General features: G+C 62.7%; 13 protein-coding genes and 1 tRNA gene. 8 read left to right on the top strand and 6 right to left on the bottom strand.

The window, feature by feature from the left end:
* Positions 1-45: 45 nt before the first annotated feature.
* Positions 46-121 (bottom strand) — tRNA-Lys (locus GCT13_RS25295).
* 213 nt (positions 122-334) lie between these two features.
* Here GCT13_RS25295 and GCT13_RS25290 point away from each other — a divergent pair.
* Entirely contained in the window at positions 335-739 is a 405-nt protein-coding gene (locus GCT13_RS25290; protein ID WP_087732290.1) for a PaaI family thioesterase, read from the top strand.
* 71 nt (positions 740-810) lie between these two features.
* Positions 811-1677, top strand: coding sequence for a patatin-like phospholipase family protein (locus tag GCT13_RS25285; protein WP_152762761.1), 867 nt, complete (start codon positions 811-813; stop codon positions 1675-1677).
* Between the two features lie 50 nt (positions 1678-1727).
* Here GCT13_RS25285 and GCT13_RS25280 read toward each other — a convergent pair whose 3' ends face one another.
* A complete protein-coding gene (locus GCT13_RS25280) occupies positions 1728-2741 on the bottom strand; it encodes a D-2-hydroxyacid dehydrogenase family protein (protein WP_152762759.1) in 1014 nt (337 codons plus the stop codon).
* A gap of 349 nt (positions 2742-3090) precedes the next feature.
* Between GCT13_RS25280 and GCT13_RS25275 the strand changes: the two genes are divergently transcribed.
* Positions 3091-4947 carry a phosphoenolpyruvate carboxykinase (GTP) gene (locus GCT13_RS25275; protein WP_152762757.1) on the top strand — a complete coding sequence of 619 codons (1857 nt, stop codon included), beginning with the start codon at positions 3091-3093 and terminating at the stop codon, positions 4945-4947.
* A 58-nt stretch (positions 4948-5005) separates the two neighbouring features.
* On the opposite strand, the gene GCT13_RS25270 is transcribed toward GCT13_RS25275, so the two are convergent.
* The gene (locus GCT13_RS25270) at positions 5006-5233 is read right to left on the bottom strand and encodes a hypothetical protein (protein WP_152762755.1); all 228 of its coding nucleotides are present in this window, start codon (positions 5231-5233) and stop codon (positions 5006-5008) included.
* Positions 5234-5280: 47 nt separating this feature from the next.
* Between GCT13_RS25270 and GCT13_RS25265 the strand changes: the two genes are divergently transcribed.
* Complete coding sequence (locus GCT13_RS25265) at positions 5281-6372, top strand: LysR family transcriptional regulator (protein ID WP_152762753.1); 1092 nt, start codon at positions 5281-5283, stop codon at positions 6370-6372.
* 145 nt (positions 6373-6517) lie between these two features.
* Here GCT13_RS25265 and GCT13_RS25260 read toward each other — a convergent pair whose 3' ends face one another.
* The 3 genes from GCT13_RS25260 to dprA form a co-directional block, all read right to left on the bottom strand.
* A complete protein-coding gene (locus GCT13_RS25260) occupies positions 6518-9178 on the bottom strand; it encodes a DNA topoisomerase III (protein ID WP_152762751.1) in 2661 nt (886 codons plus the stop codon).
* Between the two features lie 332 nt (positions 9179-9510).
* Positions 9511-9888, bottom strand: coding sequence for a thioredoxin family protein (locus tag GCT13_RS25255; RefSeq protein WP_152762749.1), 378 nt, complete (start codon positions 9886-9888; stop codon positions 9511-9513).
* Between the two features lie 53 nt (positions 9889-9941).
* The gene (gene dprA, locus GCT13_RS25250) at positions 9942-11123 is read right to left on the bottom strand and encodes a DNA-processing protein DprA (RefSeq protein ID WP_152762747.1); all 1182 of its coding nucleotides are present in this window, start codon (positions 11121-11123) and stop codon (positions 9942-9944) included.
* Positions 11124-11368: 245 nt separating this feature from the next.
* On the opposite strand from dprA, the gene def reads away from it, so the two are divergent.
* The 4 genes from def (at position 11369) to htpX (ending at position 14565) form a co-directional block, all read left to right on the top strand.
* Positions 11369-11872 carry a peptide deformylase gene (def, locus tag GCT13_RS25245; RefSeq protein WP_152762745.1) on the top strand — a complete coding sequence of 168 codons (504 nt, stop codon included), beginning with the start codon at positions 11369-11371 and terminating at the stop codon, positions 11870-11872.
* 4 nt (positions 11873-11876) lie between these two features.
* The gene (gene fmt / locus GCT13_RS25240) at positions 11877-12860 is read left to right on the top strand and encodes a methionyl-tRNA formyltransferase (RefSeq protein ID WP_152762743.1); all 984 of its coding nucleotides are present in this window, start codon (positions 11877-11879) and stop codon (positions 12858-12860) included.
* 101 nt (positions 12861-12961) lie between these two features.
* A complete protein-coding gene (locus tag GCT13_RS25235; protein WP_152762741.1) occupies positions 12962-13603 on the top strand; it encodes a LysE family translocator in 642 nt (213 codons plus the stop codon).
* Positions 13604-13707: 104 nt separating this feature from the next.
* On the top strand, positions 13708-14565 hold the full coding sequence (gene htpX, locus GCT13_RS25230; RefSeq protein WP_152762739.1) for a zinc metalloprotease HtpX: 858 nt from the start codon (positions 13708-13710) through the stop codon (positions 14563-14565).
* Positions 14566-14657: the final 92 nt, after the last annotated feature.

Genomic DNA, 14657 nt, shown 5'->3' with positions numbered 1-14657 from the left:
GCAAAAGGCCGGTCAGCTTTCGCTAGACCGGCCTTTCAGATTCCTTGGTGGGGCGTGAGTGACTCGAACACTCGACCTACGGATTAAGAGTCCGCTGCTCTACCAACTGAGCTAACGCCCCGACAGAAGAGAAATTATGCAGGAGTTTTTTTAGCTTGGCAAGCGTATCTCGCAAATTTCTTAAAAAGCATTGCGCGGTCTCGTGATCGCCGGGAGCGAGCGAACCGGACGAAAGCCACCGCAAGCACCATCGAAGCGCACGGGCGTTCGTCCCGGTATCATGTCGCGACACCATGCCACGCGGCGTTCCGCGTGGCCCGAACGGGAAATCATGATGGACGAAAACGAAGTCCGGGCGTTGCTCGATCGAGTGCTCGCGCCGTGGGTGCGGGCGTTGTCGATGACCCCAGTAAAAGTGGACGACGAAAGCGCCACGCTGACGCTGCCGTTTTCGGGCGAGCTCCGGCACAGCGGCGGCGTGATCTGCGGACAGGTCTTCATGGCGGCCGCCGATACGGCGATGGTCGTCGCCATTTCCGCCGCGCTCGGCGGATTCAAGCCGATGACGACCGTCTCGCTGAACATCAGCTTCATGCGCGCGGTCCGCAAGGGCGATGTCGTCATCACGGCGCGCGTGCTTCGGATGGGCCGCAATCTCGTCTTCGGCGAAGTCGAGCTGTTCGACGAGGCCGGCAAAATGGCCGTGCATGCCACCACGACTTACGCGCTGCTCGACTGAGCTGCTCGATTGCGACAGCGCGCCCGCCGACGGCGCGAACGCGCGCCTCGGCAACGGAAGGAAATCAACGGATGTTCGATCAGGTCGTATTCGCCGGCGGCGGCAACCGCTGCTGGTGGCAAGCAGGCTTCTGGGACATCGTGCAGCCGGAACTGGACATCAGGCCGCGCGTAATCGCGGGCATCTCGGCGGGCGCAGCCACCGCGTGCATGCTCTACACGCGCGACGCCGACTGGGTGATGCGCTATTACGAAGCCGCGCTGCGCAACAATACGAAGAACGCCTACTGGGGCAACCTGCTGCGCGGCGAGTCGGTGTTTCCGCACTACCGGATCTACCGTCAGGCGCTGCTCGATATCTACGGCGAGAAGTTTTCGCAGCTGGCGAAGGCGCCTGAAATACGCATCGGCGTGTCGCATGTGCCGCGCTGGCTGGGCGCGCGCAGCGCCGTCGCCGCCGGGCTGATCGCGTACAACATCGAGAAATACATCCGCAAGACCTTGCATCCGACGCTCGGTCAGACGCTCGGCTTTCATCCGGAATTCGTGCGCGCGCAGGATTGCGCGAGCGTCGACGAACTCGCGGACCTGATTCTCCAGTCGTCTTGCACGCCGCCGTTCACGCCCGTTCTGCGCCGCAACGGGCGGCCTGTGCTGGATGGCGGGATGGTCGACAACGTGCCCGTCGGCGCGCTCGATCCGACGCCCGGCAACGTGCTGGTGATGGTGACGCGCCTTTATCCGCGCCCGCAGATGTTCGTCGTGCCGAACGGCGCGCAGCAGCGGCTGTATGTCCAGCCGTCGTGCAAGGTGCCGATTTCGAGCTGGGACTACACGAGTCCGTCACAGATGCAGCACGCCTACAATCTCGGTCGCGCAGACGGTGAGCATTTTCTACAACGGATTCCGGAACTGCTCGACGCCGCCGCGCACGATTGAAGCGTTCGCGTCAGCGCGGCGGCCCGCGAACGGACCGCGCAACTCGCAACTCACTTCCGGCGGCCGCCCTGCAACGCTTCTGGATTCGCGACGCTCGACGTGTCGCCCTGATCGAAGGCGAGAATGTTCTTGAACGCCGCGCTGAAGTAGAGCTCGTAGCTTTCCTTTTCGACGTAGCCGATGTGCGGCGAGCAGATCACGTTTTCCATCCGCAGCAGGCTGTAGCCTTGCAGGATCGGCTCGCTTTCGTAGACGTCGATGGCGACCATGCCCGGCCGGTTGTGCGACAGCGCGCCGATCAGCGCGTTTTCCTCCAGCAGCTCGGCGCGGCTCGTATTGACGAAGAGCGCGGTCGGTTTCATGCGCAACAGATCGTCCTGTGTGACGATGCCGCGCGTGTCGTCGTGCAGACGCAAATGCAGCGACAGCACGTCGCTCTGCTCGAACAGCGCTTCACGGCTTTCCGCGACCGCGTAGCCATCGGCGACTGCCGCTTCGCGCGTATGCTCGCGGCCCCAGATCAGCACGTTCATGCCGAACGCCTTGCCGTATCCGGCGACGAGCCGACCGATCTTGCCGTAACCCCAGATGCCGAGGGTCTGTCCGCGCAACACCTGACCCAGACCGAAGTTCGGCGGCAGCGCCGACGTTTTCAGGCCCGATTGTTGCCATGCCCCCTGCTTAAGGTTTGCCACGTATTGCGGAATCCGTCTCTGCGCGGCCATGATGAGAGCCCACGTCAGTTCGGCAGGAGCGATGGGCGACCCGACGCCTTCGAGCACGGCAATCCCGCGTTCCGTACAGGCCGCCATATCGATATGGCTTCCTGCCTTTCCCGTCTGGCTGATCATGCGCAGATGCGGAAGCTTGTCGAGCAGTTGCGAGCTGATGCGGGTACGTTCGCGAATCAGGACCAGCGCGTCGACTTCTGACAGACGACTGGCGAGCTGACCGAGGCCGCGCACGGTATTGTTGAAAACCTTGACCTCGTGGTCGGCGAGCAGTTGAAAACAGTCGAGCTTGCGGACGGCGTCTTGATAGTCGTCAAGGATGGCAATCTTCATGGCGTATGTGTTTTGCGGCGCACCACGCAGGTGCGGAACGGAGTGTCTGTTTGGGTGTCCCATCATGTGACCTGGACCACATGATGCTTGTATTGAATGCCGTACCGTACAAGGACCCGCTATGACGGAGCCACGATGGTAGGGCAAGTTCCCCAGTTTTTAACAGTTTGTTGCATGTCCACGCAAGCCGCTTTACACACGGTTTCACGTGCCTGCGACAGGCTGCAAAGGCCCCTACGACCTGCACTATCGCGCGCAGAAAAATCTCGTGCGCGGATTGCCGCCTCTCGCATGCAGCGTCGCTGGGCTAGCACCGTTTTTCTTCTTCTACCAAAACGGAGACAGCTCGATGAATCATCCCGCATTTGCAGGCCAATCAACCGTCGAGGCGCCTGCCTGGGTCAAACACCAAAAACTGATCGAGTGGGTGCAGCGCATCGCGGCGCTGGCGAAGCCGGAGCGGATTGTCTGGTGCGACGGATCGCAGGAGGAATACGACCGCCTGTCAGCACAGATGGTCGCAGCCGGCACCCTCATAAAGCTCAATCCGGCCAAACGGCCAAATTCCTACCTCGCGTGCTCCGATGCATCCGACGTCGCGCGCGTCGAGGACCGCACGTTCATCTGCTCGAAGCGCCGCGAGGACGCCGGTCCGACCAACAACTGGATCGAGCCCGCCGAAATGCGCGCGACGCTCGACGGCCTGTTCGATGGCGCGATGCGCGGCCGCACGATGTATGTCGTGCCGTTCTCGATGGGGCCGCTCGGTTCGCCGATTGCGCATATCGGCGTCGAACTGACGGACAGCCCGTACGTCGTCACGAACATGCGGATCATGACGCGCATGGGCCGCGAGGTGTACGACGTGCTCGGCGGGGACGGCGAGTTCGTGCCGTGCGTGCACTCCGTCGGCGCGCCGCTCGCTGCCGGCCAGAAAGACGTGCCCTGGCCGTGCAACGACACGAAGTACATCGTCCATTTCCCGGAAGCGCGTGAAATCTGGAGCTACGGTTCGGGCTATGGCGGCAACGCGCTGCTCGGCAAGAAGTGCTTTGCGCTGCGCATCGCGTCGACGATGGGCCGCGACCAGGGTTGGCTCGCCGAACACATGCTGGTGCTCGGCGTGACGTCGCCGGAAGGCAAGAAGCATCACGTCGCGGCCGCATTCCCGTCGGCGTGCGGCAAGACCAATTTCGCGATGCTGATTCCGCCGGAAGGGATGAACGGCTGGAAGATCACGACGATCGGCGACGATATCGCGTGGATCAAGCCGGGCAAGGACGGGCGCCTCTACGCGATCAATCCGGAAGCCGGCTATTTCGGCGTTGCGCCGGGCACGAGCGAGAAAACGAACTTCAACGCGATGGCGACGCTGAAGGAAAACGTGATCTTCACGAACGTCGCGCTGACCGACGACGGCGACGTCTGGTGGGAAGGCATGACGGATGAACCGCCCGCGCACCTGATCGACTGGCAGGGCAAGGACTGGACGCCGGCGATCGCGAAGGAAACGGGCCGCAAGGCAGCGCATCCGAATGCGCGCTTCACCGCGTCCGCTTCGCAATGTCCTTCGATCGACGCCGATTGGGAAAACCCCGAGGGCGTGCCGATCGATGCGTTCGTCTTTGGCGGACGCCGCTCGACGACGGTGCCGCTTGTCACGGAGGCGCGTGACTGGGTGGAAGGCGTCTACATGGCCGCGACGATGGGCTCCGAAACGACGGCTGCGGCGGCTGGCCAGCAGGGCGTCGTGCGCCGCGATCCGTTCGCGATGTTGCCGTTCTGCGGCTACAACATGAGCGATTACTTCGGCCACTGGTTGAAAACGGGCGCGAAACTCGAGCAGATGAGCGCGCGCGCGCCGAAGATTTTCTGCGTCAACTGGTTCCGCAAGGGCGACGACGGCAAATTCGTGTGGCCCGGCTTCGGCGAGAACATGCGCGTGTTGCGCTGGATGGTGGACCGGATCGAGGGCCGGGCACAGGGCGAGGAGCACGCGTTCGGCATCTCGCCGCGTTACGAGGACATCGACTGGAGCGGACTCGATTTCACCCGCCAGCAGTTCGAGAAGGTCATTTCCGTCGATGACGCGGCGTGGCGCAAGGAACTGGAGTTGCACGCCGAACTGTTCGACAAGCTGAAGCAGGGGCTGCCTGCGGCACTGCAAGATACGCGGAGCGCGCTGGAGAAAAAGTTCGTCGCGTAGCCACGTGAGTGCTCACTGACATACGTTCAGGCCGCCTTCGGGCGGCTTTTTCATGTCCTCACGCGGCCCGCAGCGATGCTTTCGACCTCATTGGTGCCGCCGCCGTGGCGCTTTCGCTATTCACACTTTTTGGACGTTTTCGACGCAACGCAGCAAATTGTTTCGCGGAGAGGAACAATCGACCGTTCGCTATTCCGCCCCCGAAGATATTGACTCGAATTTTTATAAAATTTCCGGAATCTTGGGCAACTTCTGCAGGATTTCCCTGGTCGTAGGAAAATTCCAAGTGTGCTTCCTGTTCCGAGGGGAGCTGTAATACGGCAGGAGTTGTCCATGGATCATTTGCAGTCGATGCGAGTATTCGTCAAGGTGGCGGATCTCGGAAGTTTCGCCCGCGCGGCTAGCGCGATGGATATTTCAAACGCAGTTGCTACCCGTCACGTCGCCGATCTCGAAGGCCGTCTTGGCACCCGACTGCTCAACCGCACCACCCGTAGTCTTTCGCTGACCGAATCCGGACAGGTTTATCTGGAACGCGCCCGCCAGATCCTCGACGAGCTCGAGGACGTCGAACAGATGGTCGTCGCGCGCAATCACGAGCCCGTCGGCACGCTGCGCATCGTCGCGCCCGTCGTGTTCGGGCTGCACAATCTCGCGCCCGTGCTACAGACGTATGCCGAGCGCTATCCCAAGGTGATTCCCGATGTGACGCTGGTCGATCGTCAGGTCGATCTCGTCGAAGAAGGTTTTGATGTGGGCGTCGTCATCGCGCGCCATATGCGCAGCGCGAGCATCGTGACGCGCCGTCTGACGACTGGCTGCATGACCGTCTGCGCGACGCCGGCTTATCTGGAGAAGCACGGCACGCCGACGCGGCCGGAGCAGTTGCTGGAGCATCCGTGCCTGTCGCTGCCGTCCGAATACTGGGGCGACGAGCGCGTGTTCACGGGCCCGGACGGCGAAGTGCGCGTGCGTCCGACGAACGTGATCGTTGCGAACAACACGGAAATGCTGCGTCAGTTCGCGCTGCTTGGCATGGGCATCGCGATCCTGCCGAGCTACCTGATCGGCCGCGATACGACGCGCGGCAAGCTGGTGCGTCTGTTGAGCGACTATCGTCTGCCGCAGGTCGAAATCAATATCGCGTATCCGAGCCGTCGCCACTTGCCGGCCAAGGTTCGCACGTTCATCGATCACCTCGTCGAGCATTTCAACCAGACGCCGAACAGCCAGCTTGGCGAGCAGTGGGTCAAGGATGGCGTGGACCGGACGCCGGCGATGCTGGAGTCCGCGGCGATGTCGATGCCGCCCGAAGCGTTCGATGGCGCCGAGCCGCTGTCGAGCCTGCTGGACGCCGATATTCCAGCGAAGCCGTCGACGCGCACGATGAACCGCGCGCGCAGCGTCGCCTCGTCTACGCACTGACTCAGGAATGGTGCGGGTTTGTTGAAGTGAGCATGCCGCGCAAAGGCGCGGCATGCTGTCGCGGAAGATAAAAAAACGCAGTCGCCTGTTAAGGCTGACTGCGTTTTTTGTTGCGCGGACGGTTGCGGTGCGAACCGCGCGGGCCTTATGAGCCAGTCTTGCGCGTTGCGGTCTTCGTTGCCGTCTTGGTGGCGGCCTTCTTTGCAGGCGCTTTCTTGGCGGCGGCCGTTTTTGCCGCTGCCTTCTTCACGGGTGCCTCGTTCGCGGCCTCCGCATCGGCGTCCGCGGCGGCGGACGCTGCCTTGCCCGCGGACTTCGCGGCTGCCTTTTTGGCTGCGCCTTCCTTCGGTTCCTTCTTTTCGAACTCGAAGCCGATCTTGCCGTCGCTCTGCTTGACGAGATAAGCCTTGAAGTTCCTGCCCGTGCGCGACGACTTGAAATTCGTCAGCAAGTCGGTGCGTCCGTCCTGCAGCAGCTTGGCCATCTGCTCACGCGCGATTTCCTGTTGCAGGATGACCTTGCCTGAACGGAAATCGCACGTCTTCGGATTCGCGACCGAGTTCTCGCACACGTAGCTCATGCCGTGCTCGAAAACCTTGCCGCCGCACTTCGGACATGCGCCGACTGACTCCTGCTCGGAAAAGTCCGGTGCTTCGCCGTCTTCGCCGCCCTGATCCTGACCGAAGTCGAACTCGAGCTTGTAGTTTTTCGTTTCGTCGTCGAACGAAAGTTTGAGAATCGCGGAAAACGGCCGGCCCATCTTGCTGCGGAAACCCGACAGCGGCCCGATTTCCTTCTTCTGCAACAACTCTTCGACTTCTTCGATTTCGAATTGCCGGCCGCCCGGAATCTTCGAGATCGAGAACTCGCATTTCGTGCAGGCGAAACGGCGGTAGTTTTCCTTCACCTGTCCGTCGCAATTCGGGCAAGGCGTTTGCAGCGTCGCGTAGTCGCCGGGAATCGTGTCCGAATCGTATTCCTTCGCGCGCTTGACGATGGTCTGCGTCATGCGGGCGATTTCCTGCATGAACGCGTCGCGCGGCAGCTTGCCGCGCTCCATCTGCGACAGCTTGTATTCCCATTCGCCCGTCAGTTCAGGCGCGGTCAGCTCCTTCACGCTAAGGCCGCGCAGGAGTGTCATCAGCTGGAAAGCCTTCGCGGTCGGAATCAGCTCGCGGCCTTCGCGGACCAGATACTTTTCGCCGAGCAGACCTTCGATGATCGCCGCGCGCGTGGCCGGCGTGCCAAGCCCCTTCGCGGCCATCGCTTCGCGCAGTTCGTCGTCTTCGACGAGCTTGCCCGCGCCTTCCATTGCCGAGAGCAGTGTCGCTTCGTTGTAGCGTGCAGGCGGCTTCGTGACGAGTTGCTGCGCGGCGATCTTGTCCGTCTTGACCTTCTCGTCCTTCTTCACCGGGACGAGGTTTGCGTCTTCGCCGCCCGTTTCGCGGCCGTACACCTGAAGCCAGCCGGCTTCGACGAGCACCTTGCCTTCGGTCTTGAAATGATGGCCGACGACCTCCGTGATGCGCGTGGTCACGCGGTACTCGGCGGCCGGGAAGAACACGGCGAGGAAGCGCTTGACGACGAGGTCGTACAGCTTCTGCTCGGGTTCCGACAGCGCTTTCGGTGCCTGCAGCGTCGGGATGATGGCGAAGTGATCGCTGATCTTCGAGTTGTCGAAGATGCGCTTGTTCGGTTTCACCCAGTCTTTGTCGAGCACCTGTTTCGCGTGCGGCAGATAGTTGTTGCTCTCCTTGAGCATCTCCATCGTGTGCTTGACCGTCTCCAGGTAGTCTTCCGGCAGCGCGCGCGCGTCGGTACGCGGATAGGTCAGCACTTTGTGCTTTTCGTACAGCGCCTGGGCGAGCCCGAGCGTGTTCTTCGCCGAGAAGCCGAAACGGCCGTTGGCCTCGCGCTGGAGACTGGTGAGGTCGAAGAGAGCCGGCGACAGCTGCGTCGACGGCTTCGATTCTTCCGTCACATTGCCGAGCTGTCCCCGACACGCGGCGACAATCGTTTCCGCAGCCGGCAGGCTCCAGAGACGCGAATCGCGCTTCTCCGGATCGAATTCGTCTTTCTTGAACTTCGGATCGAACCAGCGGCCTTCGTAGAAGCCCGCGCCGCACACGAATTCCGCCTTCACTTCCCAGTAATCGCGCGGCACGAAGCGGCGAATCTTTTCTTCGCGCTCGACGACAATCGACAGCGTAGGCGTCTGCACGCGTCCGACCGTGGTCAGAAAGAAGCCGCCGCCCTTGCTGTTGAACGCGGTCATCGCGCGCGTACCGTTGATGCCGACGAGCCAGTCCGCTTCCGAGCGGCACCGCGCGGCGTCCGCGAGCGGCTGCATCTCGACGTCGCTGCGCAATTGCGCGAAGCCTTCGCGGATCGCGGCGGGCGTCATCGACTGCAGCCACAGACGCTGCACCGGCTGTTTCGCTTTCGCGTGCTGCGCGATCAGGCGGAAAATCAGCTCGCCCTCGCGCCCCGCGTCGCATGCGTTAATCAGTCGGTCGACGTCTTTTCGCCTGATCAGCTTGTTCAGCACCTTCAGCCTGGATTCACTTTTTGCAATCGGATTCAGGTCGAAATGGGGCGGAATAACGGGGAGATTGGCGAAACTCCATTTTCCCCGTTTGACTTCATATTCTTCCGGCGCGGCGATCTCGAGCAGATGGCCGACCGCTGACGAGAGGACGAAATCGTCGCTCTCGAAGTACTCGTCATGCTTGGTAAAACCGCCCAAAGCCCGCGCGATGTCGTTCGCGACGGATGGCTTTTCGGCGATGATCAGTGCTTTGGACATGACTGAAAATAAATTGGTGGATTCGGGTTGGTACCTCGGGTTTTCCCGCCCGGGTTTGGCACCCATTAACGACCGCTTTATAGCACACGCCACAGCAGCGGCAATCGGTTGGCCCAAAAAAGCGGGTCATCATAATTGCGCGCAGATCGATTGGGCAAGCGTGTGACGGCCGTTGTCGGGCGTGCCTTTCGAGGGCGCGTCGTGCGATTTTTGCCGCGTCCGGCAGCGATTTCCGCAATCGCCGTGCCGATCCGGCGGCCGCCGCGCCCGCCGCGCCCGCCGCGGCCGCGCGTGGCGCAAACAGGCGTGATTTGTTGCGTTTCGGGTACGAATCAGGCTTCGAGCAACGCTGGGCGCATTTTCGGCGCGCCTTTGACGCCCGGCAGCGCCGTCAGATCGACGAGCATCCGTTCGACGATCGACGCTTGCGGTAAGACCGTTCCGAAGAAGCGGGTGGTCGTGCCGTCTTCGATAAGAATTGTTGGGAAATTTTCAACATCAAGGTCGTCAAAACGGTCCGCGTGCGTTTCGATATCGATCCACGCAAAGCAAATGTCGGGATGCTTGTCCGCCAGCGCGTCAAAGGCGAAGCGATACTCCCGGCAGGTGCCGCACCATTCCGCGCACAGGCACGCAACGAAAAGCGTCTCGCGGTCATTGACGCGCTCAGCGATCCGTTTCGAGTCTGTGTCCAGGTTAAACGCGGGCATGGCGGTTCCTTCGGCATGACATGGGTTATTTCGCGCGAATGTAGCACGACGCGTTACGCACTGTGCGCAGCGCGAACGTAACGGCCGCCGGGCAGCGCACACAGTTCGCCGGCCAGCTCGAGACGCAGCAGCGTGCTTTGCAGCAGCGTGTCGTCCATTTCGGTGCGCTCGGCCAGAATTTCAAGCGTCGCGGGCGAATGGCCCAGCGCGTCGAGCAGGCGCCTCGCCTCGGCAGTCAATCCGTGATCGCCTTCACGGCGTGTGGATTCGTCGGCGGAAGGCGTTTGCCGGAGGGCCCGCAGCCGACGCGCGGGCACAGGTGCGGGCGCGGGCGGCGGTATGGCGAATCCCAATTCTTCGAGCACATCTTCGGGCGTTTCGACGAGCTTCGCTCCCTGTTTGATCATCCGGTGGCAGCCGCGTGCCAGCGGTGCGTGGATCGAACCGGGAATCGCGAACACATCACGGCCCATTTCGTTGGCAAGCCGGGCCGTGATCAGCGAGCCCGAGCGCATGGCCGCCTCGACGATCAGCACGCCGCTCACGAGCCCCGCAATCAGCCGGTTACGTTGCGGAAAATGCGCGGAGCGGGCTGGCGTGCCGAGTGGCCATTCCGACATGATCGCGCCGCGCTCGGCGATCTGTTGTGCGAGAGCCTGATGCGAAGGCGGGTAGACGATATCGGCGCCCGTCCCGATGACGGCGATCGTGCTGCCGCGCCCCTGAAGCGCGCCGCGATGTGCCGCGCCGTCTATGCCCAAGGCCAGCCCTGACACTACCGTCAATCCCGCGTCGGACAGGGTGCGCGCAAAGCGGGCGGCGTCTTCCAGGCCCTGCGGCGTCGCGCTTCGGCTGCCGACGACCGCGACGCTGCGTGCATGCAGCAACTCGATGCGTCCCTTTACATATAGCAGCGGCGGCGGATCGGGCATGGTGAGGAGCGCGGGCGGGTAGACGGGATCGTCGAGCGTGATGAGCGCGTTGCCGGGCAGTTCGCGCCATGCACGTACCGCATCGAGCTGCGCGGCGAAGTCCGGTGCGCGCGGCGCGAGGGCGGCGCGGGCGGAGGCTTCGTCGGTTGCCTGAGCGAGCGCGGCGAACGATTGCGCGAGCACCGCGTCCGGAAGGCCGAAGGCGGTCAGCATCTGACGCAGCGCCGCCGGCTTCAGTCCAGGCGCCATCGAGAGCCGCAGCCAGGCGGACAGTTCGTCGTCAGTGAGGGGAAGAGTCTGCATCGCTTGCGTCCTCGCGCGCGGCAACCGGCGTGGCGGTCGCCATGCTAAAATTTTCATCATCCGAAATAAACCGAAACCACTGCGGCGCGGTGTTCGCGCGCGCCGGCCGACATGCGTTTGGGCATTGAATCGATTCGGTTCGGTCACCATCTATCCTGTGCGTGTCGCGATCGGCGAACAACCTGGCCGAATGGCTATTGCGCGACTGTGTTTCACTGCGTCGGCGCCCAATCAATTTCAGGACCATGGCTTTACTCAACATCCTCAATTACCCGGACAAGCGTCTGCACAAGATCGCGAAGCCCGTCGAAAAGGTCGACAACCGTATCCGCAAGCTCGTCGCGGACATGGCCGAGACGATGTACGCCGCGCCCGGCGTGGGTCTCGCGGCAACTCAGGTCGACGTGCACGAGCGCGTGATCGTGATCGACGTGTCCGATGCGCACGACGAGCTGCGCGCGTTCATCAATCCGGAAATCCTCTGGTCGAGCGACGAAAAGAAGATCAACGAGGAAGGCTGCCTGTCGGTGCCGGGCATCTATGACAACGTCGAGCGCGCCGAGAAAGTGCGCGTGCGAGCGCTGAACGAGAAGGGCGAAACGTTCGAGATCGACTGCGAAGGGCTGCTCGCCGTGTGTATCCAGCACGAAATGGATCACCTGATGGGCCGCGTGTTCGTCGAATATCTGTCGCCGCTCAAGCAGACGCGCATCAAGAGCAAGATGAAAAAGCTCGCGCACGCGATGTGACGCCATGAGCCATTCGTTGCGCGTCATCTTTGCCGGCACGCCGGAATTCGCCGCCGCGGCGCTCGCTGCGATTCACGAGGCGGGCTTCCCGGTGCCGCTCGTCCTCACCCAGCCTGACCGTCCGGCGGGCCGCGGCATGAAATTGCAGGCGAGCCCTGTGAAGCGCTATGCGCAGGAGCACGGCATTGAAGTCGCGCAGCCGCCTTCGTTGCGCCGTACAGGCAAATTTCCGGCTGAAGCCGCGGCTGCCATCGATCAGTTGCGCGCCACGCCGCACAATGTGATGGTAGTGGCTGCTTACGGCCTGCTGTTGCCGCAGGAAGTGCTCGATATTCCGACGCACGGCTGCATCAACATTCATGCTTCGTTGCTGCCGCGCTGGCGCGGCGCCGCGCCGATCCATCGCGCGATCGAGGTCGGCGACGCGGAAACTGGTGTCACGCTGATGCAGATGGACGCGGGCCTCGATACGGGCGCGATGATTTCCGAAGCGCGCATGCCGATCCACGACACCGACACGACCGCGACGCTCCACGACCGCCTGGCCGAAGCGGGCGCAAAGCTGATCGTCGATGCGCTGATCGAACTGGAGCGCAACGGCAAGCTCGATTCGACGTCTCAGCCCGCCGACGGCGCCACCTATGCCGAGAAGATCGGCAAGCACGAGGCGGCGCTCGACTGGCGCCGCCCTGCGGCGGAACTCGCGCGGCAGGTGCGAGCGTTCGATCCGTTCCCCGGCGGCGCGGCGACGCTCGACGGGACGGTGCTGAAAATCTGGTCGGCGTGCGCCGTCGAAGCGCCACGCAACGCTGAGCCCGGCACGATCATCGATGTGTCGCCGGAAGGCATCGTCGTGGCGTGCGGCGAGGGCGCTCTGCGCATCGCGCAACTGCAAAAACCAGGCGGCAAGCGCCTTGCCGTGCGCGATTTCCTCGCTGGGTCGACGCTTGCGGCGGGCCAGCATTTCGACCTCGTGCAGCCACGATAAGCGACAGGTTATCGGCGGCGCAATCTGCCATTCGGCCAGGTCACGCCGGCTTCGCGCGGCGCGTTAGAATCTTCAATGCAACCCTGCCTGAAGAGGTTTCCATGTTCGGCATTACCCATTTCGAGTTCTTCATCGCCGCCGTTTTTCTGCTCAACGTCACGCCCGGTCCCGACACCGCTTACATCGTTGGCCGAAGCGTCGCGCAAGGGCGCGGCGCGGGGCTGATGTCGGCGCTGGGCATCTCGGCGGGTTGCTGCGTGCACTCGCTCGCCTGCGCATTCGGGCTGACGGCGCTGCTGGCCGCGTCCGCCACCGCGTTCACCGTGATCAAGTTCGTCGGCGCGATCTACCTGATCTACCTTGGCGTGCGTCTCATCCTGACGAAGCCGGAAGCTGCCGAAGCAGCAGGCGCCGCGCGCGCGACCGGCGCGCCGAAGTCGCTGCGCCAGCTTTTCCTGCAAGGCTTCTGGACCAACGTGCTGAACCCGAAGGTCGTGCTGTTCTTCGTGTCGTTCTTTCCGCAATTCGTGTCCGCAGGCAGCGATCACAAGACCTTCGCGTTCCTGGCGCTCGGTGTTGTCTTCGTCGCGATGAGCATGGTCTGGAACAGCTTCGTCGCCTGGATTGCGGGCAGCGTCACGCGCAAATTCTCCGGTAAGCCGGGCATCAAGAAGTGGTTGGACCGAGGCGTCGGCAGTGCATTCGTGGGGCTTGGCATCAAGCTCGCCACAGCAACGCGGTGATTGAATTTTTCCCGCTCGTCCATATCTAACAATTCGCTTACAATCATTCGCCGCGAATTGGCGGCAGCAATAACGAACCGCGTGACGGGCAAGGAGTTCTCGATATGTTCAACTGGGTGAAAACCGCGATGCTGATGGCCGCGATTACGGCCCTCTTCGTCGTGATTGGCGGCATGATCGGCGGCCAGCGCGGCATGATGCTCGCGTTGCTGATCGCGCTCGGGATGAATTTCTTTTCGTACTGGTTTTCGGACAAGATGGTCCTGCGCATGTACAACGCGCAGGAAGTGGACGAAACGAGCGCGCCGCAGTTCTACCGGATGGTTCGCGAACTGGCGACGCGCGCCAATCTGCCGATGCCGCGCGTCTACCTGATCGACGAAGACCAGCCCAACGCGTTCGCGACGGGCCGTAATCCCGAACACGCGGCCGTGGCGGCGACGACGGGCATTCTGCGCGCGCTGTCCGAGCGTGAAATGCGCGGCGTGATGGCGCACGAACTCGCCCATGTGAAGCACCGCGACATCCTGATCTCGACCATTTCGGCGACGATGGCCGGCGCGATTTCCGCGCTGGCGAACTTTGCAATGTTCTTCGGCGGTCGCGACGAGAATGGCCGTCCGGCCAATCCGATCGCGAGCATCGCCGTTGCGCTTCTCGCGCCGATCGCGGGCGCACTGATCCAGATGGCGATTTCGCGTGCGCGCGAGTTCGAAGCGGATCGTGGCGGCGCGCAGATTTCGGGCGATCCGCAGGCGCTCGCGTCGGCGCTCGACAAGATTCACCGCTACGCGAACGGCATCCCGTTCCCGACGGCCGAAGCGCACCCGGCCACTGCGCAGATGATGATCATGAATCCGCTGTCGGGCGGCGGCATCCAGAACCTGTTCTCGACGCACCCGTCCACCGAGGAGCGCATTGCGCGTCTGATGGAGATGGCCCACACGGGGCGCTTCGAATAAAACTGACGCCGGGATCGTCCTGTGGGGCATCCCGCGATGGCAGCCAAAGAGGGGCGAGACCGACTCGCCCCTTTTTCTTTCTGGCTCGAAAT

The sequence above is a fragment of the Paraburkholderia franconis genome, from assembly GCF_009362735.1.
Lineage (GTDB): Bacteria > Pseudomonadota > Gammaproteobacteria > Burkholderiales > Burkholderiaceae > Paraburkholderia > Paraburkholderia franconis.
Note: the sequence above shows the minus strand (reverse complement) of the source record. Positions and strands in the feature narration are given on the sequence as shown.